At 61.3% G+C, this 26,240-nt stretch carries 17 protein-coding genes and 3 rRNA genes; 3 read left to right on the plus strand and 17 right to left on the minus strand.

Annotated features, from left to right (window positions below; genetic code table 11):
- Window position 1 precedes the first annotated feature (1 nt).
- From EIH27_RS03125 to tyrS, 9 genes are all read right to left on the minus strand, one after another.
- Window positions 2-847: a TlyA family RNA methyltransferase gene (locus tag EIH27_RS03125; protein ID WP_124039510.1), complete on the minus strand. Its 846-nt coding sequence runs from the start codon at window positions 845-847 to the stop codon at window positions 2-4.
- Window positions 847-1,014 carry a hypothetical protein gene (locus EIH27_RS07825; protein WP_164461584.1) on the minus strand — a complete coding sequence of 56 codons (168 nt, stop codon included), beginning with the start codon at window positions 1,012-1,014 and terminating at the stop codon, window positions 847-849. The genes EIH27_RS03125 and EIH27_RS07825 overlap by 1 nt, the downstream gene beginning before the upstream one ends.
- Window positions 1,007-2,026, minus strand: a complete 1,020-nt coding sequence (locus tag EIH27_RS03130) for an HAD-IIA family hydrolase (RefSeq protein ID WP_124039511.1) — start codon at window positions 2,024-2,026, stop codon at window positions 1,007-1,009. Before EIH27_RS03130 ends, EIH27_RS07825 begins: the two co-directional genes overlap by 8 nt.
- Window positions 2,023-2,958 carry a hypothetical protein gene (locus tag EIH27_RS03135; RefSeq protein ID WP_206424869.1) on the minus strand — a complete coding sequence of 312 codons (936 nt, stop codon included), beginning with the start codon at window positions 2,956-2,958 and terminating at the stop codon, window positions 2,023-2,025. Before EIH27_RS03135 ends, EIH27_RS03130 begins: the two co-directional genes overlap by 4 nt.
- On the minus strand, window positions 2,907-3,392 hold the full coding sequence (locus tag EIH27_RS03140; RefSeq protein WP_124039512.1) for a hypothetical protein: 486 nt from the start codon (window positions 3,390-3,392) through the stop codon (window positions 2,907-2,909). Before EIH27_RS03140 ends, EIH27_RS03135 begins: the two co-directional genes overlap by 52 nt.
- A 589-nt stretch (window positions 3,393-3,981) precedes the next feature.
- A 5S ribosomal RNA gene (gene rrf / locus EIH27_RS03145) occupies window positions 3,982-4,099 on the minus strand.
- Between the two features lie 80 nt (window positions 4,100-4,179).
- A 23S ribosomal RNA gene (locus EIH27_RS03150) occupies window positions 4,180-7,286 on the minus strand.
- Between the two features lie 211 nt (window positions 7,287-7,497).
- A 16S ribosomal RNA gene (locus tag EIH27_RS03155) occupies window positions 7,498-9,041 on the minus strand.
- The 16S, 23S and 5S rRNA genes sit together here, the layout of an rRNA operon.
- A 583-nt stretch (window positions 9,042-9,624) precedes the next feature.
- Window positions 9,625-10,881 carry a tyrosine--tRNA ligase gene (gene tyrS, locus EIH27_RS03160; RefSeq protein WP_124040121.1) on the minus strand — a complete coding sequence of 419 codons (1,257 nt, stop codon included), beginning with the start codon at window positions 10,879-10,881 and terminating at the stop codon, window positions 9,625-9,627.
- Window positions 10,882-11,171: 290 nt separating this feature from the next.
- Between tyrS and EIH27_RS03165 the strand changes: the two genes are divergently transcribed.
- Window positions 11,172-12,701 (plus strand): MFS transporter, encoded by a 1,530-nt coding sequence (locus tag EIH27_RS03165; protein WP_124039513.1) that lies wholly within the window; start codon window positions 11,172-11,174, stop codon window positions 12,699-12,701.
- 5 nt (window positions 12,702-12,706) lie between these two features.
- Here the strand turns inward: EIH27_RS03165 and EIH27_RS03170 are convergent, their stop codons facing one another.
- The 4 genes from EIH27_RS03170 to EIH27_RS03185 form a co-directional block, all read right to left on the minus strand.
- On the minus strand, window positions 12,707-14,299 hold the full coding sequence (locus EIH27_RS03170; RefSeq protein WP_124039514.1) for a GTPase: 1,593 nt from the start codon (window positions 14,297-14,299) through the stop codon (window positions 12,707-12,709).
- Window positions 14,299-16,023, minus strand: a complete 1,725-nt coding sequence (locus EIH27_RS03175) for a GTPase domain-containing protein (protein WP_124039515.1) — start codon at window positions 16,021-16,023, stop codon at window positions 14,299-14,301. Before EIH27_RS03175 ends, EIH27_RS03170 begins: the two co-directional genes overlap by 1 nt.
- Window positions 16,016-17,338, minus strand: a complete 1,323-nt coding sequence (gene hisS, locus EIH27_RS03180) for a histidine--tRNA ligase (protein ID WP_124039516.1) — start codon at window positions 17,336-17,338, stop codon at window positions 16,016-16,018. The genes EIH27_RS03175 and hisS overlap by 8 nt, the downstream gene beginning before the upstream one ends.
- Before the next feature lie 88 nt (window positions 17,339-17,426).
- Window positions 17,427-18,113 (minus strand): MBL fold metallo-hydrolase, encoded by a 687-nt coding sequence (locus EIH27_RS03185; protein ID WP_124039517.1) that lies wholly within the window; start codon window positions 18,111-18,113, stop codon window positions 17,427-17,429.
- 107 nt (window positions 18,114-18,220) lie between these two features.
- On the opposite strand from EIH27_RS03185, the gene EIH27_RS03190 reads away from it, so the two are divergent.
- Together EIH27_RS03190 and EIH27_RS03195 are read left to right on the plus strand one after the other, a co-directional pair.
- The gene (locus tag EIH27_RS03190) at window positions 18,221-19,630 is read left to right on the plus strand and encodes a DUF349 domain-containing protein (protein WP_241152948.1); all 1,410 of its coding nucleotides are present in this window, start codon (window positions 18,221-18,223) and stop codon (window positions 19,628-19,630) included.
- A gap of 73 nt (window positions 19,631-19,703) precedes the next feature.
- Window positions 19,704-20,237 (plus strand): hypothetical protein, encoded by a 534-nt coding sequence (locus EIH27_RS03195; protein ID WP_124039518.1) that lies wholly within the window; start codon window positions 19,704-19,706, stop codon window positions 20,235-20,237.
- 46 nt (window positions 20,238-20,283) lie between these two features.
- Here the strand turns inward: EIH27_RS03195 and EIH27_RS03200 are convergent, their stop codons facing one another.
- From EIH27_RS03200 to secD, 4 genes are all read right to left on the minus strand, one after another.
- A complete protein-coding gene (locus tag EIH27_RS03200; protein ID WP_420892144.1) occupies window positions 20,284-22,491 on the minus strand; it encodes a RelA/SpoT family protein in 2,208 nt (735 codons plus the stop codon).
- Between the two features lie 179 nt (window positions 22,492-22,670).
- Window positions 22,671-23,177 (minus strand): adenine phosphoribosyltransferase, encoded by a 507-nt coding sequence (locus EIH27_RS03205; RefSeq protein ID WP_124040123.1) that lies wholly within the window; start codon window positions 23,175-23,177, stop codon window positions 22,671-22,673.
- A 29-nt stretch (window positions 23,178-23,206) separates the two neighbouring features.
- Window positions 23,207-24,316, minus strand: coding sequence for a protein translocase subunit SecF (gene secF / locus EIH27_RS03210; protein ID WP_124039520.1), 1,110 nt, complete (start codon window positions 24,314-24,316; stop codon window positions 23,207-23,209).
- Window positions 24,316-26,238, minus strand: coding sequence for a protein translocase subunit SecD (gene secD / locus EIH27_RS03215; RefSeq protein WP_124039521.1), 1,923 nt, complete (start codon window positions 26,236-26,238; stop codon window positions 24,316-24,318). Before secD ends, secF begins: the two co-directional genes overlap by 1 nt.
- Between the last annotated feature and the right edge of the window lie 2 nt (window positions 26,239-26,240).

Here is a 26,240-nt window from a genome sequence, read left to right on the forward strand (position 1 = left end):
GCTAGTCCTCGTGCGCCAGCCGGCCGAGCTTGCCCGCCGGACCGTTGTGCACGGCCTCACGGACCGCATCCTCAAGGCCGTCCCCAAGCAGGTCCGGCCCATCCTTTGCCATGTGCAGGAAATACTCCACGTTACCGGCGGGCCCCGGGAGCGGCGAGGGCGCCACCGCCTGGATCGCTAATCCTTCCGCGCGTGCCGCCCGTGCCACGTCCGTAACGGTTTCCACGTGGAGCGCCGGATCCCTCACCACGCCGCCGTGGCCCAACCGGTCCTTACCCACCTCGAACTGCGGTTTCACCATGAGTAGGAAATGGGCGTCAGCGGCGGAAGCTCGCACCAGCGCGGGCATGACCAGTTTGAGGGATATGAAGCTCAGATCACCAACGACGAGGCCGGCCTTCGGTGTGACCAGTGCCGGATCCAGGGTGCGCACGTTGGTACGTTCAATCACGGTGACGCGCGTATCCTCGCGGAGGCGCCACGCGATCTGTCCGTATCCCACGTCGACGGCGTACACGTGCGTAGCACCACGCCGCAGTAGAACATCCGTAAATCCACCGGTGGAAGCGCCCGCATCCAGTGCTATGGCGCCCTGCACCCGCGGCGCCTGCTCGCCGAGGTAATCTAGCGCGCCCGCCAGCTTGTAAGCACCCCGGGACACATAGTGTTCCGAAGCGTCCTCCCGAACGAGGAGCGCCTGGGCCGGATCCATCTGACGCGCGGGTTTGGTTACTTCACCCCCGTCCAGGAAAACGGCTCCCATTCGGATGAGCGCGGCCGCCTCCGAGCGGGATTTAGCCAGATTCCGCCGCACGAGCTCGGCGTCTACCCGTACCAGTCGTCCCATTAGCGTGCACGTCCCAGATCTCGGCCCAGCGCCTCCGCAACACGTTCCAGAATGTCGATCTGCTCAGCATCGGACGCCTGGTCGAGCGAGTCCAGGAGCACGGCGGCGTCGTCCGGAGCCTGGGGCTTCGGCGCGTCCCCGCGTTCTTCTCCCCTCGCGCTAGTCACAGGGACTCACCACGGTGAATTCGGGAAGGTGGGATGCCAGGGTCTCGCGCGGCAGTCCCCTGTCCACTGCTTCCCACGCAGCTTTCGCCAACGCCCGGTAGGCCGTCACCGGAATCGGTGCGTCGGCGCCGACCGGCATCCCGTCCACCGTGACTGTGGGTACGCCTGCATCATTCACCGAGGCGCGGGCTCCAGCCGCGCTCCATGCGCCGTCGGCATCACGAACGGGTGCTCTGTAGGGTGCGTTGAGCTCGCGCAGGTCCACCAGCAGGTAGTGGGGGCGTTCCTCCGGCACGGCAAGTACCACGTCACGGGCCGAGTTCACCCCGGTGAGTACGTGGCAGCTTGGAATTTCGGCCGCGTTGGCGCCACGCACATCCGTATTGAGGCGGTCTCCCACGGCACCCGGCGCTGTTGCACCCAGGTGCTTGGTTGCGGTCCGGAAGATTTCCGGTTCCGGCTTTCCGCCCGACGCCGCCTTGACGCCCGTGGCGTTTTCCACCGCACGTACCAGGGATCCCTGGCCCACCATGAATCCGCGCTCCATGGGTAGCGTCGCATCCAGGTTGCTGGCGATGTAGGCGGCCCCACGTTCGATGGCCAGGGCGGCCTCTGAGAGATCCTTCCACCCCACCTCGGGGTAGAACCCGTGGACGACGACGTCTGGAGCGTCATCCGCTGAGTGCACCGGAATTAGGTTCGCGTCCTTGAGCGCAGCCATGACGCCCGGACCGGCAATCGGCAACACTTTGCCGCCCGGGAAGCGCTCTTCGGCCATGTGTACGGCCACCATCGCCGAGGAGAGCACTTCTTCCGGGTGGCCGGTAATACCAACCGAGGCGAGCTGCGCTACCACCTCGTCAGCGGACCGGGACGCATTGTTCGTCAGGAACATGACGGGCAATGTGATCGTGCCGAAGGCCTCCGCGGCATGCGGTGCGGGCTTGGACCCCAGGTAGAGCACACCGTCCAGATCGAAAATGATGCCGTCAAACTGCTCGATCAGGTTCATTCGGCCTCGGTTCCCTCCGCCGCATCCGAGTTTTCATCCGCAGGAGCGACGGTTGCCTCACTGTCAGCGTTTCCTTGAGCACTTGCCCCGTCATCAGCCGAGGCTACCCTGTCCGCTTCATCCTGATCCGTGCTCTCCACGGTGGCCGTAGCCGAGGACTCGGCGTCGGCAACGTCCGCTTCCTCTGTGGCCGCCTCGTTCCCACCGGCGGCATCGGCATGCGTCACGTCGGCACCCGCGGCCGAAGCCGGCTCCGAGTTATCGACGGTGTCCTGCTCAGACTTTGCATCCTGGGGATCGGAATCTTCCGACGGCTCTTCCGTCTCGATATCCACGGCATCGCCGTCGAACACGGACTGCCACCTGCCGCGAATCTCGTCCGCCTCGGTGTCGCGACCCACCTCTTCAAGCCGGTCGGCACGTACGAGCTCCACGCGCGCACGCAGTTCGCCATCAAGCTCCGAGGTATTTACCTTCTCGATCGCTGCCAATCCGCCTTCAGAATCACCCGCATCCGCGCGTGCACCAGACGTCACGATCGCCAGCTCAATCTGTGTGGCCGGATCCAGACGCTTCATCGGAATCTCTGCGATGAAGGACAGCGCCTTTTCCGGCCGTCCGAGCCCACGCTCGGCGTCGGCCTCCAGCGTCACATGCGAGTAATCATCCGTCATGCGACGGTAGGTGCGTAGCTCTCGTAGCGCCTCCCCGTATCGGCCGGTGAGGTAGCTGGTCACGCCAAGCGCTTCGCGCACAATATCGATGCGTCGTGCGGAGGCGTAGGCCGCCTTCGCGTGCTCGTATGCCAGTTCCGGATTGTCGTCGATAACGGAACCGGCGTACGCGAGGTGACGGGCAACTTGGTCCGCATTTGCCTTACTTAGCGGGCGCAGATGGCGCAGGCCCTCCTGGCCGAGATCCGATGCCTGCACAGAATCCGGTACCCGGGGGCCACGGCTGCGCGGCGCTTCATCGCGGCGATCTTCGCCCCGCCGCGTTTCGCTGCGACGGTCATCACGGCGGTCATCCCGACGACGCTCACCCCAACGATCACCACGATCGCTCCGACCACCACGCCGATCATCATTCCACCGGCCACCACGGTCATCACGCCGATCGCCCCAACGCCCACGATCATCCCGCGAACGCCCATCACGATCCCGACGACCGCCACGCCACTCATCACGACACCCACGATCCGAAGAATCCCACCGATGCCCACGCTCCTGGCCACCACGCCCATCACGCGACCAATTCGACTCCCGCCGGCCATCCCGACGACGCTCACCCCAACGATCACCACGATCACTCCGACCACCACGCCGATCATCGCGTGCATGCCATTCACCGCGGTCACGCCGGCCATTGGCGTCTCGATTCCAGCGCCCCGCATTACCGCCGCGGTGCTGGGAGTCGCGGTCACGGGCCGACTGCCATCCGCCCCGCTCAGAATTCTCTCGATCAGACATCGCTACCTCTCCTTTAAACAAACACGCGCGCAAGGCGCCAGACTGCCGTTTAGTCTACGCGAACAAAACCTCATGACGCTTGCATGCTATTCGTTCCGTTGCGCACCGTCGATTCGGTGGATTACTGCCTCACACAGCTCCTCTGGCGCGAAAGATTTCAAGTTCTTATTCGAAGGACTATTGCCTTTGCAAAAACGCGATTAGGTTGGTGCGCTATCAAAATTGCGGTGTGTTGGTGGATTGTTTTGTGGGTCCGCTCCATCAGTCGTGGGCATGAGTACGACGGCGAAGCGGGGCGCGTGGTAGTGCCCCGCTTTTCGTGTTTCAGGGCGTGTGGGAACCGGTGGTCCTGGTTCCTGGTTTCCGTGCCCTTGGGCTCGTGGGTCTTGTGTCTACGGTCTTGTCTACCGGATGCCCCGCCCCTTTTGGGGTGTGGGTGTGAAAAAGAGGGGGGTGCTCGCATGAGCACCCCCCTCTGGGGTTTGTGGGCGGCGGTGTCTTACTCTCCCACACCCTATCGAGTGCAGTACCATCAGCGCGTTGCGGGCTTAGCTACCGGGTTCGGAATGGGCCCGGGCTTTTCCCCACAGCCATGACCACCGCCACAAGCATGGATCACCACAACCCTGCCGACTAGGCGTGGGGGCCGTGAATCGTATAGTAGACGCGAACAACAAGAAAGAATCGTGTAGGTTTTCGGCCATTAGTACCGGTCAGCTCCACCCTTTACAAGGCGTCTACTTCCGGCCTATCCATCCCATCATCTCTAGGAGGCCTCACCCAACCCCACAGGGCTGGTAGGAGAACTTATCTTGAAGCAGGCTTCCCGCTTAGATGCTTTCAGCGGTTATCCCTCCCGAACGTGGCTAACCAGCCGTGCTCCTGGCGGAACAACTGGCACACTAGAGGTTCGTCCATCCCGGTCCTCTCGTACTAGGGACAGCCCTTCACAATTCTCCAACGCGCGTAGCGGATAGGGACCGAACTGTCTCACGACGTTCTGAACCCAGCTCGCGTACCGCTTTAATAGGCGAACAGCCTAACCCTTGGGACCTACTCCAGCCCCAGGATGCGACGAGCCGACATCGAGGTGCCAAACCATTCCGTCGATATGAACTCTTGGGAAGGATCAGCCTGTTATCCCCGGGGTACCTTTTATCCGTTGAGCGACAGCGCTTCCACAAGCCACTGCCGGATCACTAGTTCCTACTTTCGTACCTGCCCGACATGTCTGTCTCACAGTCAAGCTCCCTTGTGCACTTACACTCACCACCTGGTTACCAACCAGGCCGAGGGAACCTTTGAGCGCCTCCGTTACTTTTTAGGAGGCAACCGCCCCAGTTAAACTACCCACCAGGCACTGTCCCTGACCCGGATCACGGGTCGAGGTTAGAAGTGCAACACGGCCAGAGTGGTATTTCACCAATGACTCCACACCCACTAGCGTGACTGCTTCACCGTCTCCCACCTATCCTACACAAGCCGTACCGAACACCAATACCAAGCTATAGTAAAGGTCCCGGGGTCTTTCCGTCCTGCTACGCGAAACGAGCATCTTTACTCGTAATGCAATTTCACCGAGTTCATGATCGAGACAGTGGAGAAGTCGTTACGCCATTCGTGCAGGTCGGAACTTACCCGACAAGGAATTTCGCTACCTTAGGATGGTTATAGTTACCACCGCCGTTTACTGGGGCTTAACTTCCCAGCCTCACACCCACAAGGAGTGCTCACCAGTCTGCTTAACCTTCCAGCACCGGGCAGGCGTCAGTCCGTATACATCGCCTTACAGCTTCGCACGGACCTGTGTTTTTGATAAACAGTCGCTTCTCCCTAGACTCTGCGACCCTCAACCCCACATACCCGCACGGGGCATGCCAAGTCTCAGGTCCCCCTTCTCCCGAAGTTACGGGGGCATTTTGCCGAGTTCCTTAATCATGATTCACTCGCACGCCTTAGTATTCTCTACCAGACCACCAGTGTCGGTTTCGGGTACGGGCGGTTCAAACCTCGCGTCGATGCTTTTCTCGGCAGCCCAGGATCATTCACTACCCCATATACTGGGTCCTCATCAGGCCTCACCCACACGTCTCCCGGATTTACCTAGAAAACGGGCCACACCCTTGAACGTGCCAAGCCATAAGACACGCTGAACTACCACTCTGCGTCACACCTGTTACCACGCTTGCGACCCGTACTTCGGACCCCACGCCGCCCCGCCCACCCATACAAGAAAAATCCTGCACAGGACAGACAGTTTGGGGTGGTTAGCATCAACACGGACCACACGGACGGTTCTCTACCGGTACCAGAATATGAACTGGTCACCCATCGACTACGCCTGACGGCCTCGCCTTAGGACCCGACTAACCCAGGGCGGACAAGCCTGCCCCTGGAACCCTTAGTCATACAGCGGACGGGATTCTCACCCGCCTCTCGTTACTCATGCCTGCATTCTCACTCGCGTCCAATCCACAACCCATCACCAGGCTGCTTCACCTCGAACACGACGCTCCCCTACCCAACACCACCACAAGGATGATGATCATTGCCGCGGTTTCGGCGGTGTACTTCAGCCCCGCTACATTGTCGGCGCAGAATCACTTGACCAGTGAGCTATTACGCACTCTTTCAAGGATGGCTGCTTCTAAGCCAACCTCCTGGTTGTCACAGCAACTCCACATCCTTTCCCACTTAGCACACACTTAGGGGCCTTAACCGGCGGTCTGGGCTGTTTCCCTCTCGACCATGAAGTTTATTCCCCACAGTCTCACTGCGCTGCTACCTGTCCCTGGCATTCGGAGTTTGGCTGATATCAGTAACCCGACAGGGCCCGTCCACCATCCAGTCGCTCTACCTCCAAGGCAGACCACAACACGCTGCACCAAAATGCATTTCGGGGAGAACCAGCTATCACGGAGTTTGATTGGCCTTTCACCCCTACCCACAGCTCATCCCCTCCATTTTCAACTGAAGTGGGTTCGCGCCTCCACACGCTCTTACACATGCTTCACACTGGCCATGGGTAGATCACCCCGCTTCGGGTCTAGAACACGCAACTACCGCCCTTAACAGACTCGCTTTCGCTACGGATACCCCACACGGGTTAACCTCGCCACGCATCACTAACTCGCAGGCTCATTCTTCAATAGGCACGCCATCACCCCCACACAGGAGCTCTGACGGATTGTAGGCGCCCGGTTTCAGGCACTATTTCACTCCCCTCCCGGGGTACTTTTCACCATTCCCTCACGGTACTATCCGCTATCGGTCACAACAGGTATTCAGCCTTACCACATGGTCATGGCAGATTCACACGAGATTCCACGAGCCCCGTGCTACTCGGGAACACATCAACGCAGCCCAGGCAATTCCAGTTACACGGCTCTCACGCTCTCCGGCAGGCCTTCCCAGACCCTTCACCTATCACCCAGGTTTATCACTACGCACCCCAACGTCGGTCAGGATAAAGACACGTCCCACAACCCCCAGCATGCACCACCCGACGGCTCAACACACACACTAGGTTTAGGCTCCTCCGCTTTCGCTCGCCACTACTCACGGAATATCTACTCCAGCAGGTACTAAGATGTTTCACTTCCCCGCGTTACCACCACCCCCCTATCAATTCAGGAGGCAGCGACCAGGCATCACCCCAGCCAGGTTTCCCCATTCGGACACCCTCGGATCAAAACTCGCTAGCCAATTCCCCGAGGCTTATCGCAGGCTACAACGTCCTTCTTCGGCCCATCATGCCAAGGCATCCACCGAACGCCCAACACAACCTACAAACAAAATCTAAAGATGCTCGCGTCCACTATACAATTCACAACCACCACACCAACACCACGCACAAACACACACATAACGCGCGCATCCACACATGGATAGTCACAGGGCCAGTAACCCAGAACCTGACAGCATGAAGACCAGAGAGCATCCACACACAAACCACACAAACACAGGCCACACCAAGCAGCCCATCATGGTTTCAATCCTTAGAAAGGAGGTGATCCAGCCGCACCTTCCGGTACGGCTACCTTGTTACGACTTCGTCCCAATCACCAGCCCCACCTTCGACCGCTCCCCCCACAAGGGTTAGGCCACGAGCTTCGGGTGTTGCCGACTTTCATGACGTGACGGGCGGTGTGTACAAGGCCCGAGAACGTATTCACCGCAGCGTTGCTGATCTGCGATTACTAGCGACTCCGACTTCATGGGGTCGAGTTGCAGACCCCAATCCGAACTGAGACCAGCTTTAAGGGATTCGCTCCACCTCACAGTATCGCCACCCTCTGTACCGGCCATTGTAGCATGCGTGAAGCCCAAGACATAAGGGGCATGATGATTTGACGTCATCCCCACCCTCCTCCGAGTTAACCCCGGCAGTCTCTCGTGAGTCCCCGGCCAAACCGCTGGTAACACGAGACAAGGGTTGCGCTCGTTGCGGGACTTAACCCAACATCTCACGACACGAGCTGACGACAACCATGCACCACCTGTCTACCCGCCCTAAAAGGGCCACACCATCTCTGGCATGTCCAAGTAGATGTCAAGCCTTGGTAAGGTTCTTCGCGTTGCATCGAATTAATCCGCATGCTCCGCCGCTTGTGCGGGCCCCCGTCAATTTCTTTGAGTTTTAGCCTTGCGGCCGTACTCCCCAGGCGGGGAACTTAATGCGTTAGCTACGGCGCAGACCCCGTGGAAGGACCCCACACCTAGTTCCCAACGTTTACAGCATGGACTACCAGGGTATCTAATCCTGTTCGCTCCCCACGCTTTCGCTTCTCAGCGTCAGTAATGGCCCAGTGACCTGCCTTCGCCATCGGTGTTCTTCCAGATATCTGCGCATTCCACCGCTACACCTGGAGTTCCAATCACCCCTACCACACTCTAGCCTGCCCGTACCCACTGCACGCTCAGGGTTAAGCCCCAAGTTTTCACAGCAGGCGCAACAAGCCGCCTACAAGCTCTTTACGCCCAATAATTCCGGACAACGCTCGCGCCCTACGTATTACCGCGGCTGCTGGCACGTAGTTAGCCGGCGCTTCTTATCCAGGTACCCTCAACCCCAAGAACACTCAAGGCCTTGTTCCCCAGCGAAAGAGGTTTACAACCCGAAAGCCGTCATCCCCCACGCGGCGTCGCTGCATCAGGCTTCCGCCCATTGTGCAATATCCCCCACTGCTGCCTCCCGTAGGAGCCTGGGCCGTATCTCAGTCCCAATGTGGCCGGTCACCCTCTCAGGCCGGCTACCCGTCACCGCCTTGGTAGGCCATCACCCCACCAACAAGCTGATAGGCCGCGAGCCCATCCCCCCTCAGAAAAACCCTTTCCAACACCCCACATGCGTGGGACGCAGAATATCCAGTATTAGACCCCGTTTCCAAGGCTTATCCCAAAAGGAAGGGCAGGTTACTCACGTATTACTCACCCGTTCGCCACTCGTGTACACCCCAACAAGTTGAGGCGCCTTACCGTTCGACTTGCATGTGTTAAGCACGCCGCCAGCGTTCGTCCTGAGCCAGAATCAAACTCTCCACAAAAACCAGAAAGCCAAAACGACTCACAAAAACACAACAACCACACCCACCAACACCCACACCACAGTGCAAGCATCAGCCAGCAGTCATCATGGCCTGCCCACCAAGACAGGACTCACAAAAACAACAAACCAACCAACCCCCACAAAAAGGAGCACAGCCAGCCTGTTCTTACTCTCAAAAGTCAACACACTATCAAGCACTCAACCACCACCCCCACACCCCACACACCCAGAACAACCCCAAGCACACAGGAAGGAGAAAACACCACCCCACAGCACCACCCAGCCACCCCCAAAGGGAGAAAACCAAGCACCACCACAAGGCGACGAAGCACAAGCATACCCACCACCCCCACCACCACACAACACCACAAACCCATGCCACTAATCACAAGTTAAACCAAAACATTCCACAATACGAAAACAAGCCTGCCCACAAAATGAACAAACCCATCCACCCACCACACCACCGAGAAACCACCACCACACCCAAAAACACAAAAAGGGAGACCAGAAAAATCCGATCTCCCATACCAAAGCCAAGAACGCCCCGGAAATACCCCGACCCTAGCCCATACGCCCGGCTACACGCGCACCACCGCGAGGTTCTTCTTGCCTTTCCGTAGCAGCGCAATACGTCCGGGCAGCAGATCGGAGGCGGCCAGTCGCGCCTCGCCGTCGGTAATCTTCTGATTATTTAGGTAGAGCCCGCCGGACTTGAGCGTGCGCCGCGCTGCACCCACGCCCTTCTCGAGCCCCGTCTCCACAAAGAGCCGCACCAGCTCGTCGCCCGGCGCCGCCGTAGCGCTCGGAAGCTGCGCGACCGCTGCACCCAGCGTTTGCTCATCAAGTCCGGCAAGTTCTCCCCCACCAAACAGCGCCTCGGATGCTCGCTGGACGCGCGCCACGGCGTCGGCACCGTGTACCCACTCCGTAACATCCGCAGCCAGTACTTTTTGCGCATGACGCCGATGCGGAGCCTCCTGCACCTCCTGAGCAAGCGCCTCGATTTCCTCGCGGGTACGGAACGTAAACACCTTGAGCAGGTGGACCACATCGGCGTCGGCTGTATTGAGCCAGAACTGATAGAACGCATAGGGGCTCAGCATCTCGGGATCGAGCCAGATTGCCCCACCCTCAGACTTGCCGAACTTGGTGCCATCCGATTTAGTGATGAGCGGATTGGTAAGCACATGCACGTCCTTGCCCTCGACCTTGCGGATGAGATCCATGCCGCCCACCAGGTTGCCCCACTGGTCGTTCCCCCCGAGCTCTAGCGTGACCCCGTACTTACGGTAAAGCTGGAGAAAATCATTAGCCTGGAGGATCTGATAGGAAAACTCGGTGTAGGAAATTCCCTCATCTGAAGCCAGGCGCCGCGCCACAATATCCTTCGAGAGCATGGTGCCCATGCGGAAGTGCTTACCGAGGTCGCGGAGAAAATCGATGGCACTCATCTGACTGGTCCAGTCATAGTTATTGACCATGCGCACCGGATTTGGACCGTCGAATTCAAGCAGGCGCTCCAATTGCCCGCGCAGCGCCTGCGCCCACTGAGCAACCGTGTCCTTGGAATTCAACTGGCGTTCCGAGGAGGGCCGCGGATCCCCAATGAGCCCCGTTGCCCCGCCCACGAGCGCGATGGGATGGTGCCCCGCGAGCTGCAGATGCCGCATCACCTTGATCGCCACCAGGTGGCCATGATGAAGAGACGGCGCCGTGGGATCGAATCCGCAATAGAACGTGAGCGGCCCCGAGTTCAGCGCCTGCCGTAGCGCATCCAGGTCCGTATGCTGGGCCACCAGCCCACGCCACTGCAGCTCGTCAAGAACGTCCGTCACTGTATCCTCCGTGTTCGCATTGTTGCCAATCGCACGCTTCCACGTGCGTAGTAGCAGGCTACCGCGGTCCTCCCGCATTTTCCGGTGTGTACCTAACTTCTGGGGATTTTCACCGCACCGTCGACGCCGACGCGGCCGCTTCGCCCCACGAGCGAGGTTCCTGCGGTCTCGTTCGTGGACGTACGAGCCTCCGATCGCGGTCCCGTCCGTATATTCGAGGTACGCACCACCCTCCCGGGGAACCTGGCGGAATCCGCACTACACTGGCTCCGCCATGCTGAAGGAGATGAATGGATAATCCACGTTATTTCACGGTACCTGGATCAGACCGTGTGTTTGACCGCAACAAAATGCTGTTTGTGCTCATCCTGTCCCTGTGTATCTCACTCATTCAGGTGAGCTCGGTCAACAACCTACTACCGTCTATTGAGCACGCCATCGGCGCCTCACAATCGGATATTCAGTGGGTGCTCTCCGGCTATTCGCTGGCCTTTGGTCTCCTGCTGGTTCCTATGGGCCGGCTGGGCGATATTTTCGGCCGCTCTATGATGTGGATGATTGGCGTTGCGATCTTTACGGTGGCCTCAATCCTGTGTGGCATTGCAGCCGATCCCGTCATGCTTAATCTGGCGCGCGCCCTGCAGGGCGTGGGTGCCGGCGTCTTTTCCCCGCAGGTGACGGGCATGATTCAGCAGTATTTTGAAGGCCACGAGCGTGCCCGCGCATTCTCCTATATGGGCCTGGCCATTTCTGCGTCGGTCGCCGTGGGCCCGGTACTCTCCGGATTCTTTGTACTTATTCTCCAGGACGCAGGCTGGCGCTGGAGCTTTGTCGCCAACGCACCGATTGGTATTGCCGCGTTCCTGCTGGGCCTACGGTGGCTCGCGTTCTCTAAGGAACGCCGCACAATCGGCCCGAACGCCGCCAAGAATGATGCCACCTACCGGCGCAGCGCCAAGCGTGCCGGAAAAGAGGTGGGGCGCATGCGAGGACTCTCCATCGACTTGGACCCCGTGGGCACGCTGCTCCTCGCCGTCGCCGTGTTGGCCATTATGCTGCCCTTCATGTTGGATGCATCCTGGCGCTGGTGGCTACTGCTCCTCGGTATCCTTGCTGCCGCTTCCTGGGTGTGGTGGGAAGGTCATTACGAGCGTAACGGGCATATTCCCATGGTGAGTCTGTCTATGTTCAGAACCGAGAGCTACGCCCTCGGCACGCTTATTTCCGCCGTTCAGTTCCTCGGAACCACCTCCGTATTTGTCGTGCTGGCTATGGCCGTACAGCAGGGTCTCGGGTTCAGTGCATTTGAGGCGGGATTCATTGGGCTTCCGAACGCGATCGTCTCCGGGTATATGGCCGTGTGGGCCGGCCGTTATGCGGTAAATAAGGGGCGTGAGGTTCAGGTGGGTGCCTTCGTAGCGATCCTGGTCTCCCTGGTGGCAACAATTCCCGTGGCCTACTGGGTATTCACCACGGGAGCCAGCGGCTGGTGGCTGGCCATTCCCATCACCATTGAAGGCATTGGCCTGGGTGCGGTTGGCTCGGCGAATCAAACCCAGTCAATGATGGAGATTCCATCGGCCCATGGCGGAACGGCCGGCGGCGTCCAGCAAACCTCCCAGCGCATCGCCACGGCCATCGGCACCGCGCTTATTACGGCGGTGCTGTTCGCGTGCGTGCCCGGCGGCCCGGAGGCCACAGCCCATCAGTGGGCCATCGGATTCGGCTGGGCGATGGGCACAATCGCGGTCATCGTTGCCCTCGCCCTTGCGCTCTCTGTGGTGTATATGCGCCGTGGCCGGGTGCGGCGCGCCGTGTAGCACCGCTACGCAGCCACGCGCCGAAGCGTCTCCACGGCCGCGTAGAACTCCGTATACGCACCGGCCTCGGCCCGTAGCGGCGCAAGCACACTGGACTCGGCACGGGCCGAAATTTCCTGTTTGAGGCGCGCAGACACCCGCTGCTCAACGCGGCGTCGTCCCACCTGCCGGGCGGGCCGCGCAATCGCTGAGCATAGTACGCACCACACGGCGCCGCCCAGAAGCAGTACGGCGGGTATGGGCAGTACGCCCCAGTAGGGCGGCTCACCGAGACGAATACCCAGCGCCCCACCAATCCAAATGAGCAGGTACCAGACCAGGCCGGCCGCCAGCGCCGCCGTACCGATCCACTGGCAGGTGTTGAGCACGCCCCACCACGCGGGACGACGCCGATACTCCGTGTCCGCGCGAGCAATAATCTGCTCGGCTTCGTCTCCGAGGGCGTCGGCACCGGTACCGGCCGTTCCCCGCACGGATGCGCGCCACCGGCGTGGCAGCGCCGCACAGGCCCGATCCGTATATGCTGCCAGCGCCGCTCGCGCCGCCGCCCACCGGGCAGGCGACGTCACCCGATTAAGTGCGCCCGTCTCACCCGTATCGTCGCGGCGCACCAGATGCAGGCGCTCGAGCGGATCCGCACCTCGCGTCCGGAGCCACCGCACCACCGGCCACCCGGTGGCCTTGAGCGCCCGGCGCTCGTATGATGCGCCGGCGGCCCGTGCCACCGTGTCCGCGCCAGCCGCGCGTGCTAGCAGGCCAGCCACCGGCGTGAAATCCTCCACGGTAGGCTGCGGAGCCGTGCCGCCTGCCGCACCGGTTGCCTGCAGGAGTGCCGCACCAGCACCGCGTACGCTGCCGGCCAGCCGCTCCGCGGCCGCCTGTCGCGTGCCCGCCACCTTGCTAATGGCCGCTTGAAGCACGCCGAGATTCTCCGCCGTGGCCGCGGACACCGCCACCAGTTCCGGGGTGATACCGTCCGCCGCGGCCTGCCGTGCCAGATCCTCCAGCACGTCTCTTCGTTCTGATTCGTTTAGCCTATCAACCTGGTTGAGCACGATAATCATGGATGCGGACTGCTGCGTGAGGTGACGCAGATAGTCCTCATGCACCACCGCATCCGCGTATTTCTGCGGGTCCAGTACCCACACCAGTACATCGGCCCGGGAGATAATGCGAGAGGCCTCCTCCCGGTGCGTACTCTCCGTGGAATCCAAATCCGGCAGGTCAATCAGCACCACGTCCCGCCACGGTGCCGCGTCCAATTGCAGGAGCACCTTTCGCTCCCGCACTCCCAACCAGTCCAGCAGATCTGCAGCGTGACGGCCCGATACGGCCAATGCCGTACCCGTGGTGGGCCGGCGTACGGCCGTACGCGCAACGCGCTGTCCCACCAGCGCATTAAGAAGGCTCGATTTTCCCGAGCCCGTCGCTCCGGCCAGCGCCACCACCGTGCGGCCAATGCCCACGCGCGCACGTGCATCGGCGACATCCAGTACGCCACGCGCACTCTCCTCTGCCTCGGGATCCACGCGTCCCGCGGACAGTTCCAGTGCACGCTCAAGATGCGACAGTCCTGTTGGCAGGTCCACACTCGCCACTAGATCAGCTCCTTGCGGGCGGCAATACTGGCCGCCTCAAATGATTCCGTCACGTTTGTCAGTTCGCCCTCGCTAAGGTTCAACCGCTCCACTTCTGCTTCAAACGGGTCCCGGTCTCGCCCCAGGAATTCCTCGGCGAGCGCCATGAGACGCGAGCGCGCGGACCGAGTGAGACGGCGAACAGCGTCGTCCCCAAAAACCGTTTCCAGTAGCCGCTGCGCCACCACCGCCGTGCCACCGGCAATCGCAACCTCACCGCCGGTCAGGCCTGCCGTCTGCGAAAACAGCAGGATCATGAGCGCCACGCCGGTCGCATTGACGCCGAGGGAAAGCAGGCGGGCGGTCACCCGTTTCCCCTCCCCTTCTTCCTCCAGCAGGGCGACGACGCCGCGCTGCCACTCGCGTACCACACGCGCCGCGTCCTCGCGCCGCTCCGTTTCGCCGCGTACATGTCCATTCGCGGCCAGTGCCATACCGGCCCCGGTGGTAGTTTCCTCCCAGGCGGCCGAAGTGCTGTGAATAGCGTTCGTTGCGGCAGAGACCAGGAGGGAGGTCAGCGTGTCCTCAATGGCCTCGCCCGCCTGCCGGGTGCTGCGTACCGTGGTGGCGGTGCGCCCGGTAAAGAACGATGCGATCCGATCTCGGATCCCGGATACGCCAGATTCGATGCGCCTGGTGAACTCGCCGGCACCCGCCATTTCCTGCCAGCGTTGGAGTACTTCACCGCGGAGCAGAGAACCGTCGCGCATGGAGACAGCAATCGAGCGGGAGGCCTCGGCAAACGCATCATTCAACGCACCGCTCAGATGACCGCAGACCTCCAGCTGCTGGGTATAGGCGCCCACCACCACATCCTCGCGTTCGAGAAGCGCCGTGAGCGCGCCGGCCAGCGTTTGCCGCGCTACTGATTCTCGAGCGCGCGCATCCTCGGAGAGTCCCTCCAGCCAGCCGCGCAAAGGAGACATGTCGGCAGGCGGCAGTAGGCCGCCCGTCTTCGACTGCTCCGCAATGACGAAGAGAGGCGCCGCGCCCAGACCGTGCTCCTCAAGACGCCGCACCAGATCGGGGCGCACCTCGCCCGCGGCTCCGTTCGGAACCCGGTTAAGTACCACCGCCAGCACAATGTTGCGTTCGGCGGCCTGGTCCAGCAGAGCCCACGGGATTGCATCCGCGTAGCGCGCGGCCGTGGTAACAAACACCCACAGATCCGCGGCACCCAATAGTTCGGCCGCAAGCATACGGTTTTCCGCCACAACCGAATCAATATCCGGCGAATCCAGAATGGCAAGCCCCTGGGGCAGTGAACGGGAGGAAACCAGTTGCACTTCCGTTACGCTTCCGGGCTCGCCAGCCGATCCGGTCACCCGGGCGAGGCCAGGTAGTACAGGCCCGTGCTCAAACCATTCGGCATCCGCGGGCGCGTGCACCAGCACGGGCCGGCGCGTGGTAGGCCGAAGTGCCGATGCGCGAGTAACTCCCTCCCCCATGAGAGAGTTCACGATTGTGGACTTTCCAGATCCGGTGGAACCACCCACCACAGCGAGTAGCGGCGCATCGATCCGGTGCAGCCGCGGAATCACGTAGTCATCCAACTGCATGATGGAATCCGCTGCCGCGTCCTGTCCCTCATCACGCCGTGAGGCTGCGATGGGGAACGCCAGGGTGGTGAGCGCGTCCCGTAGCTCACTCAACGCTTCAGTAAGGCGCGTGGCCGCCTCACTCATCGCTGCTCACCACCGCCGGTCGGAGATCCGCTGCCGGCGGCTCCCACACGTCCGGATCCGCCGGGACCTGCTCCCCTGAACGAATATCGCGCACCTGCTCGCCATCTTCCGCCGTGAACCACACGAACGGGATTCCGCGCCGGTCCGCGTTACGTATTTGCTTGCCGAACTTCTGGGAATTCGGCGAGACATCAGCCGCAATGCCGCGCGCACGCAGGCTCATAGCGATCTTTTCCGCATGCAGGCGCTCCGCCTCATCTGTCACGGCCACATACACGGCCGTGGGTACCTTGCGGGTGGCCTGGAGCAGTCCGCGCCCGATGAAGCGTGAAACCAGCCTGGAGACGCCAATGGAAAGCCCCACGCCGGGGAACTTCTTATTTCCCTGGGCCACCAGATTGTCGTACCTGCCACCGGAGCACACCGAACCGAGGTCCTCATGGCCCTCCAGCGTGGATTCATATACGGAACCCGTGTAGTAGTCCAGCCCGCGGGCAATGGAGAGATCCGCTTGAAGTGAGCCGGGAATCAACGCATTTGCTTCGTCAACCAACCGGGTGAGTTCCTCGAGTCCGGCGTCCAACAGCTCCGAGTGGTAGCCGAGCGCCCGTACACGGTCCGCGAAAGACGTATCCGAGGTGCGGATGGAGGCGAGTTGCACAGCGAGGTCCGCCTGCTGCGCGTTGGCGCCCACCTCCTCGGTGAGCATCTCCGCCACGGCCGAAGCTCCCACCTTGTCTAGCTTATCCATGACCCGGAGCGTGCCCTCGGTATCCTCGATTCCAATGGCCTCATAAAAGCCCTGCGCCAGCTTGCGATTGGAGGCGCGAACAGTCACCTTGGGAATGGGCAGCTTGGAGAGTGCATCCACCATAACCAGCGGCAACTCCACCTCGTGATGGAAGGCGAGGGTATCCTGCCCCACCACATCCACATCCGCCTGATAGAACTCACGGAAGCGGCCATCCTGCGGGCGTTCACCGCGCCACACTTTTTGGATCTGGTACCGCTTAAACGGGAAATCAAGTTTTCCGGCGTGCTCCAGGACGTAGCGTGCCAGCGGCACGGTGAGATCAAAATGCAGCCCCAGCTGCGCATCCTGATCCTGCCCACCCTGGAGACGGGAGAGCAGGTAGATCTCTTTGGATGTTTCGCCCTTGCGCAGCAGCTGATCGAGAGGCTCCACCGCGCGGGTCTCCACCTCTGAGAATCCGTGGAGTTCGAAGGTGGACCGGAGCGTATCGAGCACACTCCGCTCCACTATCCGCTCCTGGGGTAGGTACTCGGGGAATCCGGACAGCGGTGCAATTTTCATGCGTTTATTCTTGCACGTTGGCGCGCATTCCGCGGCCGCCCGCCGCGCGGATCACTCACGGCCCCGCCCGCGTGTCACGTGCGTGGTGCTACAGCGCGCCGTGCAGGAACGGGGAGGTGCGTAGTTCGCGTCCCCAGGTCGACGTCGAACCGTGGCCGGGCAGTAAGTTACGTTCCGGCTCCAAATGGTCACGCAGGTAGCCGAGCGAGATGCGCATGGCGTCGGCATCCCCACCCATGAGGTCCGTGCGCCCAATGCCGTTCCGGAATATAACGTCCCCCGTCAGTGCGTGCAGGGTGGGGTGCGCGTCTGAGCTGAGCAGCGTGCGTGAAGCCGAGTCAAGCTCGCCGGCGAAGGTAAACACCGCCGAACCCTCGGTATGCCCGGGCGCCGGCAATACCTCGAAGGTAATACCGCCGGCCGTGAAACCGGCGTCGGCACGCTCAATCCGAACCGGCCGCTGCCAGGGATGCCCGGCGATCGCCGCGATGAGTTCAGCCGGATGAAGATTTCCGCGCGCCGGATCCTCCAGGCGCACCCGGTCCGCGTCCATGATCCATACCGGCGCCTCGCCCGCAACGATTGCCGCATCCCACACGTGATCCGCGTGCCCGTGCGTGAGGAGTACACCGGCCAGATCAAGATGGAGTTCAGCGAGCGTGGAGGCCGCCCACTGGGCACTACCGGCCCCCGGATCCACTACGACGCCGGCCTCGGCCCCCAGGATGTAACAGTTCGCGTTGAGATACGTCTCAGAGTAGCGACGAATAATCATGCTCCTACGCTACCGCGCCGAAAAGCCCGCTATCAGGCGAGAATTCGACGTAGACTAACGGGCATAGTGTTCCTTTAGCGCTACGCGCCATTTTCCGAGGAGTTTCCATGAGCGAGTCTCAACCCGCATCCACGCCCGTCACGCCGGGTCAGCCAGAAGAAGCCACGCAGGTGCCCGCCGCCCAGGCGAGTGTCCAGCCCGGTGAGAACGCGGCAGCGATGGCAACTGAGGCGCCCGGCGCGCCGGCTCCCACCACGCCGGTGGTATTCACGCCGGAGGAAGCGGCAGCCGCGGCTTTCGGCCGTGTGGCAGACGATGGCTCCGTGTATGTCCGCGAAGCGGAGGGCGAACGCAAGGTGGGCGAATTCGCCGCTAGCGGCTCCACTCAGGATGCGCTCCTTATCTTTGTGCGCCGCTATACGGAACTCGCCACTCAGGTGGCCCTCCTCGAGCAGCGCGTGGAAACTATCGCACCGGAAGAGGCAGGTAAATCCCTCAAGAGCCTCCGCAAGGACCTTGAGGCGCCGGATGCGGTGGGTGATCTCGCGGCTCTACGTAACCGCCTAGAAACGCTCTCCACCCGGATTGAACAGCGCCGCGCCGAAGTAGCCGAGGAGCGCAAGGCGGCCAAGGCCGCCGCCCTGGCCGCCCGCATGGCCGTGGTGGAGCGGGCAGAAGCACTCGCCGCCCAGGATCCGGCCCAGACTCACTGGAAGAACACGCGCGCTGAGCTTTCCTCCCTGTTTGAGGAGTGGCAGCGGCAGCAGAAGTCCGGCGTACGCATCGACCGCCCCACCGAGCAGAAGCTATGGAAGCGTTTCTCCCAGGCGCGCAGCGCATTCGACCGCAACCGGCGCAAGCACTTCGCCCAGTTGGATACGGAGCGTCAGGCAGTCGTGGCTCGCAAGGAGGCACTCATCAAGGAAGCCGAAGCACTGGCTACCTCCACGGATTGGGGTACCACCTCGGCTCAGTATCGTGAACTCATGGATGAGTGGCGCCACGCCGGCCGCGCACGCCACCGTGAAGATGATGCGCTCTGGGATCGGTTCCGTGCGGCCCAGCAGCCGTTCTTCGATGCCCGAGCTGCGCATTTCGCTCAGCAGGATGAAGCCCGCGGGGATAACCTCTCCCGTAAGCTTGCGCTCCTCAAGGACGCGGAGAAGGTGCTGGAGATTTCCGATCCGGAGCAGGCCCGCAATGCTCTCCGCAAGGTGGAGGATAAGTGGGATGAAATCGGTGAGGTGCCGCGCAAGGATGAGGCACGCACCGAGGGGCGCATGCGTGAAATTGAGGATCAGATTCGACGCGCCGAGGCCGAGCAGTGGCGCCGTACCGATCCGGAAAAGCAGGCGCGTTCCAACGGTATGGCGGCCCAACTCGAGGCGCTCATCGAGGAACTTGACGGCGAAATCGCGGCCGCCAAGGCCAAGGGCGATGACAAGCAGGTAGCGGAACTTGAAGAATCTCGCCGGGCACGCGTGGCCTGGCTGGAGCAGGTGAATTCCGCGCTCTAGTTTCTGTGGACACGCGGGGCCGCGCCTGTGGATGGGCGCGGCCCCGTTTTTTGCGTGCGGCAAGAATCGGTACATGAGCACATGGCGTACCGCATCGTTTCCGTCCGCCGCTGAGGCCACCCTGATTCGGGAGGGCCTCCTCATCCCGTATACGGCAGACCACGCCGCCCCGGCTGATTTGGCGGCAACACCGCCACTTCGTGGCGCTCTGATTAGCCCGCTATTGCCCGCCGGCGCCACCGCCGTCGGACTCACCGCATGCTGGATCCATACCGGTTGGTGGCCGAGCTCTCGCTTCCCCGCACTCACAGCAGGGCACCCCTACCGCTCGGACCCCTGCATTCGAACGCGGACCGTCATTCCGCAGGAGCACATCACCCATATTGGCGGCTGCCCCGTGACCCTGCCGGCACGCACCGCGGCGGATCTCCTTCTCCTCGAGCCCACGGATATAGCGCTCAGTGGCCTCTTTATGCTCGCCGAACCGCCGGACCGTCCCGCCTTTTTCTCCGACCTGACCCGAATACTGGCCAGCATGCACCGGCGCCCTCGCCTTCCCCGTGCCCGGGCCATTGTTCAGGCACTGAGTGACGCCGCCCGCGATTAAGCGGAAGTCCCACCCACAGGAAGCTTCCCTACCGCCGGCGCATCGTCTAGTGATGCGGAGACTTCTGCGAATTATTCACCCGATACACCGCGTACACCCCATCCACCTTCCGAATGTCCGTCATCACCCGGCCCAGATGACGCGGATCTGCCACCCGCAGCGTGAACACCTCGTGGGCCTGCCGTTCCTTGGAAGAAACCAGGTTGCCACCCACCAGTTCAATGCCGTCATCCGAAATGACGCGGGATACATCCGCCAGCAGGCCCTTACGATCCAGCGCGTCCACCTGGATTTGCACGGTAAATATGGCGCTGGTCTCTTCACTCCACGCCACCGGAATGAAGCGGTCCGGGTTGCGGCGCAACTGGGTGACATTCGGACAATCCCGCCGGTGCACAGACAGCCCATGACCGCGCGTCACGAACCCAACAATTTCATCCGGAGGCACCGGCATGCAGCACTTGGCCAGCTTGATCTGCATTTCCCCGGAACCCATGGACTCAACAACAACGGCTTCGTCCCCATTGCCGCCCACCTTCGGAGCGATCCGCGTGGGGGTAATGCCCTCCGTCAGATCATCCTCAACGGCGGCCTCCCCACCCTGGTTCTGGATGAGCCGGCGTACCACCGTATCCGCTGATACACCGCCCTCACCAATACCCAGGTAGAGATCATTAACGTCCTTGCGGCCAAACTCCCGGGCCACATCGCCCAGTGTCTCGTGGCTCATGAGCCGCTGGACCGGCTGATTCTTTCGCCGGATTTCGCGGGCAAGCTTCTCCTTGCCCGCCTCTAGCGCCTCATCCCGCCGCGACTTGCGGAACCATTGCTTAATCTTGGCGCGGGCGCGAGGGGATACGACGAAGTCCAGCCAGTCCCGCGACGGCCCGGCATCCAGTGCCTTGGACGTGATGATCTCTACGGTGTCACCACTCTCCAGTTTGTGGTCCAGCGTGACAAGGCGATCATTCACCTTCGCCCCGATCGTGTGATGGCCCACCTCGGTATGCACGGAGTATGCGAAGTCCACCGGAGTGGACCCGAGAGGCAGTTCCAGTACTTCACCACGCGGCGTGAACACGTAGACCTGCTGCCCGGAAATCTCATAGGAAAGAGACTCCAGAAACTCTGTGGGATCCGCCGTTTCGCGCTGCCAATCCACCAGCTGCCGCAACCAGTTCAGTTGATTTTCCATGCTCTGGTCGGTCTTGGCCGCGTTCTCAAAGTGCGTAGCATTCGGGTTCTGCTTGTAGCGCCAGTGCGCCGCAATGCCATATTCCGCCCGCTTATGCATCTCATAGGTGCGAATCTGAATCTCGAGAGAGCGGTTTTCCGGCCCAATCACCGTGGTGTGAATGGACTGGTACAGGTTGAACTTCGGGGAGGCGATGTAATCCTTGATGCGCCCCTGGATTGGCGTATAAAGCGTATTTGCAACACCCAGAGCCGCATAGCAATCCGGGATGGTCTCTACCAGAACACGCAGACCCACCAGATCATAGATGTCGTTGAAATCCTTCCCACGCAAGATCATCTTCTGGTAGATGGAGTAGTAGTGCTTGGGCCGCCCGTTGATGGTGCACTTGATATGGGAATCTTTCAGTGCCCCGGCCAGTTCGCTCTTCACCTTCTTGATGTAGCTCACACGCTCCGGGGTACGTTCGGTCACCAGCCGATCAATTTCCGCGTAAATCTCCGGATAGAGCGCATTAAAGGAGCGATCCTCCAGCTCGGACTTCACCGTGCTCATTCCCAGCCGGTGAGCAAGCGGCGCATATATTTCAAGTGTTTCTTTGGCTTTCCGCTCCGCCTTCTCCTTGGAGACAAACTTCCACGTGCGCGCATTGTGAAGCCGATCCGCAAGTTTAATGATGAGCACGCGGATGTCCTTAGACATGGCGATCACCATCTTGCGCACGGTTTCCGCCTGGGCGGCTTGCCCGTAGGTCATCTTGTCCAGTTTGGTGACACCATCCACCAGCAGCGCTACCGTGCCACCGAATTCCCGCTCCACATCATCGAACGTGTAGCTGGTGTCCTCGACGGTGTCATGGAGTAGCCCACCCACGATGGTGTCCTCATCCATGCCCAATTCGGCCAGGATGGTGGCAACGGCAATGGGATGCGTGATGTACGGTTCGCCGGATTCTCGCTCCTGGCCCTTATGGCACGCGGCCGCCACCTCGTAGGCGTGGAGAATCCGGGCCCGATCTACATTGCGGTCCTGAAGTAGCGTGGCGAGGCCGCGCAGCATCTCCGGCACGCCCGTCCACTGTTTGGTCGATGCGACCACCGAATCGTCAGCCATGGCTCTCCTTTGTAATGTGCCTATCCTAGTTGCCTCGCGCCCGCGCTCATATCACGTCCGTCATCCGAAAGCCCATACGAAAGGGGAGACGCCTCAGCGCCTCCCCCATCGCACCCGCGCGCCTACTAGTAGGAGAGCACCGAGCGTACGTCGTAATTCGAGAGCCGTCCCCGCGCCCCCAGCGCGGCCAACTCAATAAGGACACACAGGCCGGCAACCACGCCACCGCTCCGCTCAATGAGCTGGAACGCAGCGTTGGCTGTACCGCCCGTGGCCAGGACATCGTCGAGCACCAGAACGCGCTGACCATCCTTCACCGTGAAGGGCTGTACCTCCATGCGCGCCGAACCGTACTCGAGGTCGTAATCCACGCCCTCGACGGGTCCGGGCAGCCGTCCTGCCTTACGCACGGTCACCATGCCCACGCCCATCGCGTAGGCCAGCGGTGCGGAAAGAATGAAGCCGCGGGATTCGAGACCCGCCACCGCATCAATCTTGCCGTCGTACATGGTCCCGATCGCATCGATCAGCTGATGGAATGCCTTCCCATCCGCGATAAGCGGCGTGATATCCCGAAACAGCACACCCGGGGCGGGAAAATCCGGAAGATCGCGCACTTTGGAGGCGATCATATCCACTAGTTCCGGAGAGAATCCTTCGCTCACTTCTTCTTTCTCCTATTCTTCCGGTGTGGCTGAGAGGACGCACCCAGGTGCTCACCCGGGGTCCGAATACCCACCAGTACATTTTCTTCCTCGGCCGGCTCCTCCCCCGCCTCTACCCGGCGCTTACGCTCCAGGCGGGCGGCCTCCACCTCTGCCGTATGCTTCTTCATGGCCGGATCCTGATTTGTCAGGGTCACAGCCAGCGGCGAAGCGAGGAAAATAGAGGATAGTGCGGAGAGAATCAGGCCCATAAACAGCACCGTTGCGAGATCCCGCAGCGAGCCTGCGCCAAGAAGCCCCACACCGATAAAGAGAATGCAAGCCACGGGCAGCAGCGACGTCACCGACGTATTAATAGACCGAATGAGAGTCTGGTTCACGGCCAAGTTTGTGGACTCCGCGAACGTCACATCCTTCTGCGTGAGGAGGTGCTCCGAATTCTCACGCACCTTATCGAACACCACCACGGTGTCATAGAGCGAGTAGCCCAAAATGGTAAGGAGGCCAATGACCGTGGACGGCGTGAACTCCAACCCGAATAGGCAGTAAATACCCACCGTCACTATGAGATCGTGGAACAGAGCCAGCACCGCACCCAGCGTGCTTCGCCATGATCGGAAGTAAAGGCTGAGTCCGATGAACACCAGTACGATAAACCAGATAAAGCCCTGCAGGGCCTTCACGGAGATGTCCTGACCCCACACCGGTCCGATGAACGTGGAAGTTACCTCCTCCACGCTGGTGCCGTACGCGTCGGCAAGCGCGGAGCGAATCTCCGTTGTTTCGTCGTTACTCAGCTTGGAGCCTCCGGCCACCTGGACACGGAGAGCGGACTTGCCCACCTGCGCCACGCGCGCCGAATCCTCGCCCGCATACTGAGAGATGATGTTGACGGCCGGCCGCTGGTTGACGGTGCTCGCATTGGACACCGTGAACTGGGAACCGCCGGTGAAATCGATGCCGAGATTAAGCCCCTTAAAGCCCAGCGCCGCCAGCGACACGATCACCGCCACTATGGCGATGGTGAACCAGATCTTGCGGTTCTGGACAATGCGGTAGCTCTTCTTACCGGAGTAGAGCGCGTTGCCGAAGGAATACATCGACATTACTTGGCCTCCTCTTCCGCCGTAGGGCTCTCCGCCGGCGTATCCGTCTCCGCGGTCTCGACGACGACGCCGTTGGCCGCCCGGCGCTGCGCCGCGCGACGTTCAGCCAGTGTCACGCCGGCCTGCGCGGCCCGAGTGGTGCCGCGGCCCGTATAGCGAGGCGCACGGCCGAGCGCCTCGGCACTCATGCCGGACCACCGGTGTCCCTCTCCGAAGAACCTGGTGCGCACCAGACGCATCATCATCGGATAGGTGAACATGATGACCACCACCAGATCCAGGATGGTGGTAATACCCAGGGTGAACGCGAACCCTCGTACCGACCCGACGGCCGCCAGATACAGCACAATGGCCGCCACCAGGTTCACACCGTCCGACACAAAGATGGTCCGCTTGGCACGATGCCACCCGCGCGACACCGAGGAACGCAGCGAATGACCGTCACGGATTTCATCACGAATACGCTCGAAGAACACGATGAAGGAATCCGCCGAAATACCGATAGATATCACGAGGCCCACTACGCCGGCCAGCGAGAGCCGGTAGCCCATAGTCCACGAAAGCAAGCACACGATGAGATAGGACAGGCCCGTGGCCAGCACCACGGATCCGATCGCCACCACACCGAGCGCGTGGTACTGCCAGATAAGGTACATGACGATAAGTAGAAGCCCAACTAGACCGGCAATGAGGCCGGCGGAGAGGGATTCTGTACCAAGCGTTGCCGAAATCTGCTGTTCGGACTGCACCTCAAACTGAAGGGGCAGCGAACCGAACTGAAGCTGATTGGCGAGGGTCTTAGCGGACTGTGCATTGATGCCACCACCGGAGATGGAAGCCTGCCCACCGTTAATCTGCTGGTTCGGCACCGGATTGGAGATCACATGCCCGTCCAGCACGATCGCGAATTCATTCTGCGGAGACTGCAGGCTCACCAGCCGGCCGGTGATATCCGCAAACTCTTTCGCACCCTTGGAATTGAACTGCAGCTGAACAATGTACTTGCCCTCCTGCTGATCAAATCCGGGTGATGCCTGCGATATATCCGTACCCTCAATATCGGCTGGACCCAGCACAAACTTGGTGCCACCCTCACCGCACGCCACGAGAGCCTTCTTCGGATCATCCGTGGCGGCCGACTGCGGGTTATCGCCCGTGCAGTCCATCGTGAGAACGTCATAAAGCACCTGTTCGGAGCTTGCCCACGTCGCATCCGAGCTGTTCTTCGGCGTACCGCTCACGGTATCTGAAATCTTTCCGTCACCGTTAGCGTCCGCAAGCTCCAGGGCCTTGGCTTTCAGTTCCTTGCCCGTATACGGCGTTTGGCTGGCCGAGGACGATGCACTGGGACTTGCGCTGGCCGAAGCTTCGGTGCTGGCGTTACTCGTCGCCGACGCCGAGGCACTGGCCGTACCGCTAGCCGATGCGGTCTCGCTGCTCCCGGCGGTCGCCGAGGTGTCCGGCGTCGTCGACTTTCCCGTAGCCTGCTCATACATTGCGGGCGTTAACGGAGTGGCCGTGGCCATCTCCAGCACCGGACGCATGCGGAGGACAGCAGAGGTGCGTACCAGATTGAGCGTCTCCTCTGACGGGTGCCCCGGAAGGGCGACAACGATATTTGAGCCGCCCTGGGATGAAATTTCCGCCTCGGCCACACCGGACGCATCCACGCGCTGGCGAATAATCGCAATCGCCTGGTTAATATCATCCTGGGTGACCTGTGAACCGTTCGTGGTTTTCGGCGTGAGAATCAATTCCGTGCCGCCCTCAAGGTCCAGGGCAAAATCCGGGGTCCAGCGTGACTTGTGGCCCGTAATGGAACCGATAGTGAGTGCCACCGCCAAGGCAATCGCCAAGACGGTAAGCACAACAAGCCGGCGCCACGGTGCACGTGCCGCCGAAGAGTGTTGAGTTTTTGCCATGA

The sequence above is a fragment of the Neoactinobaculum massilliense genome (genome assembly GCF_900604955.1).
In the GTDB taxonomy this organism is placed as follows: Bacteria; Actinomycetota; Actinomycetes; order Actinomycetales; family Actinomycetaceae; genus Neoactinobaculum; species Neoactinobaculum massilliense.

Bases quoted from the DNA above. Each gene is read 5' to 3' on its own strand.
- EIH27_RS03125 (WP_124039510.1), bottom strand. From the start codon at position 847: ATGGGACGACTGGTACGGGTAGACGCCGAGCTCGTGCGGCGGAATCTG.
- EIH27_RS03200 (WP_420892144.1), bottom strand. From the start codon at position 22,491: ATGCTGCGCGGCCTCGCCACGCTACTTCAGGACCGCAATGTAGATCGG.
- EIH27_RS03190 (WP_241152948.1), top strand. From the start codon at position 18,221: ATGAGCGAGTCTCAACCCGCATCCACGCCCGTCACGCCGGGTCAGCCA.
- secF (WP_124039520.1), bottom strand. From the start codon at position 24,316: ATGTCGATGTATTCCTTCGGCAACGCGCTCTACTCCGGTAAGAAGAGC.
- EIH27_RS03195 (WP_124039518.1), top strand. From the start codon at position 19,704: ATGAGCACATGGCGTACCGCATCGTTTCCGTCCGCCGCTGAGGCCACC.
- hisS (WP_124039516.1), bottom strand. From the start codon at position 17,338: ATGAAAATTGCACCGCTGTCCGGATTCCCCGAGTACCTACCCCAGGAG.
- EIH27_RS03130 (WP_124039511.1), bottom strand. From the start codon at position 2,026: ATGAACCTGATCGAGCAGTTTGACGGCATCATTTTCGATCTGGACGGT.
- EIH27_RS03185 (WP_124039517.1), bottom strand. From the start codon at position 18,113: ATGATTATTCGTCGCTACTCTGAGACGTATCTCAACGCGAACTGTTAC.
- EIH27_RS03175 (WP_124039515.1), bottom strand. From the start codon at position 16,023: ATGAGTGAGGCGGCCACGCGCCTTACTGAAGCGTTGAGTGAGCTACGG.
- EIH27_RS03205 (WP_124040123.1), bottom strand. From the start codon at position 23,177: ATGATCGCCTCCAAAGTGCGCGATCTTCCGGATTTTCCCGCCCCGGGT.
- EIH27_RS03140 (WP_124039512.1), bottom strand. From the start codon at position 3,392: ATGGCCGGCGTGACCGCGGTGAATGGCATGCACGCGATGATCGGCGTG.
- EIH27_RS03165 (WP_124039513.1), top strand. From the start codon at position 11,172: ATGGATAATCCACGTTATTTCACGGTACCTGGATCAGACCGTGTGTTT.
- secD (WP_124039521.1), bottom strand. From the start codon at position 26,238: ATGGCAAAAACTCAACACTCTTCGGCGGCACGTGCACCGTGGCGCCGG.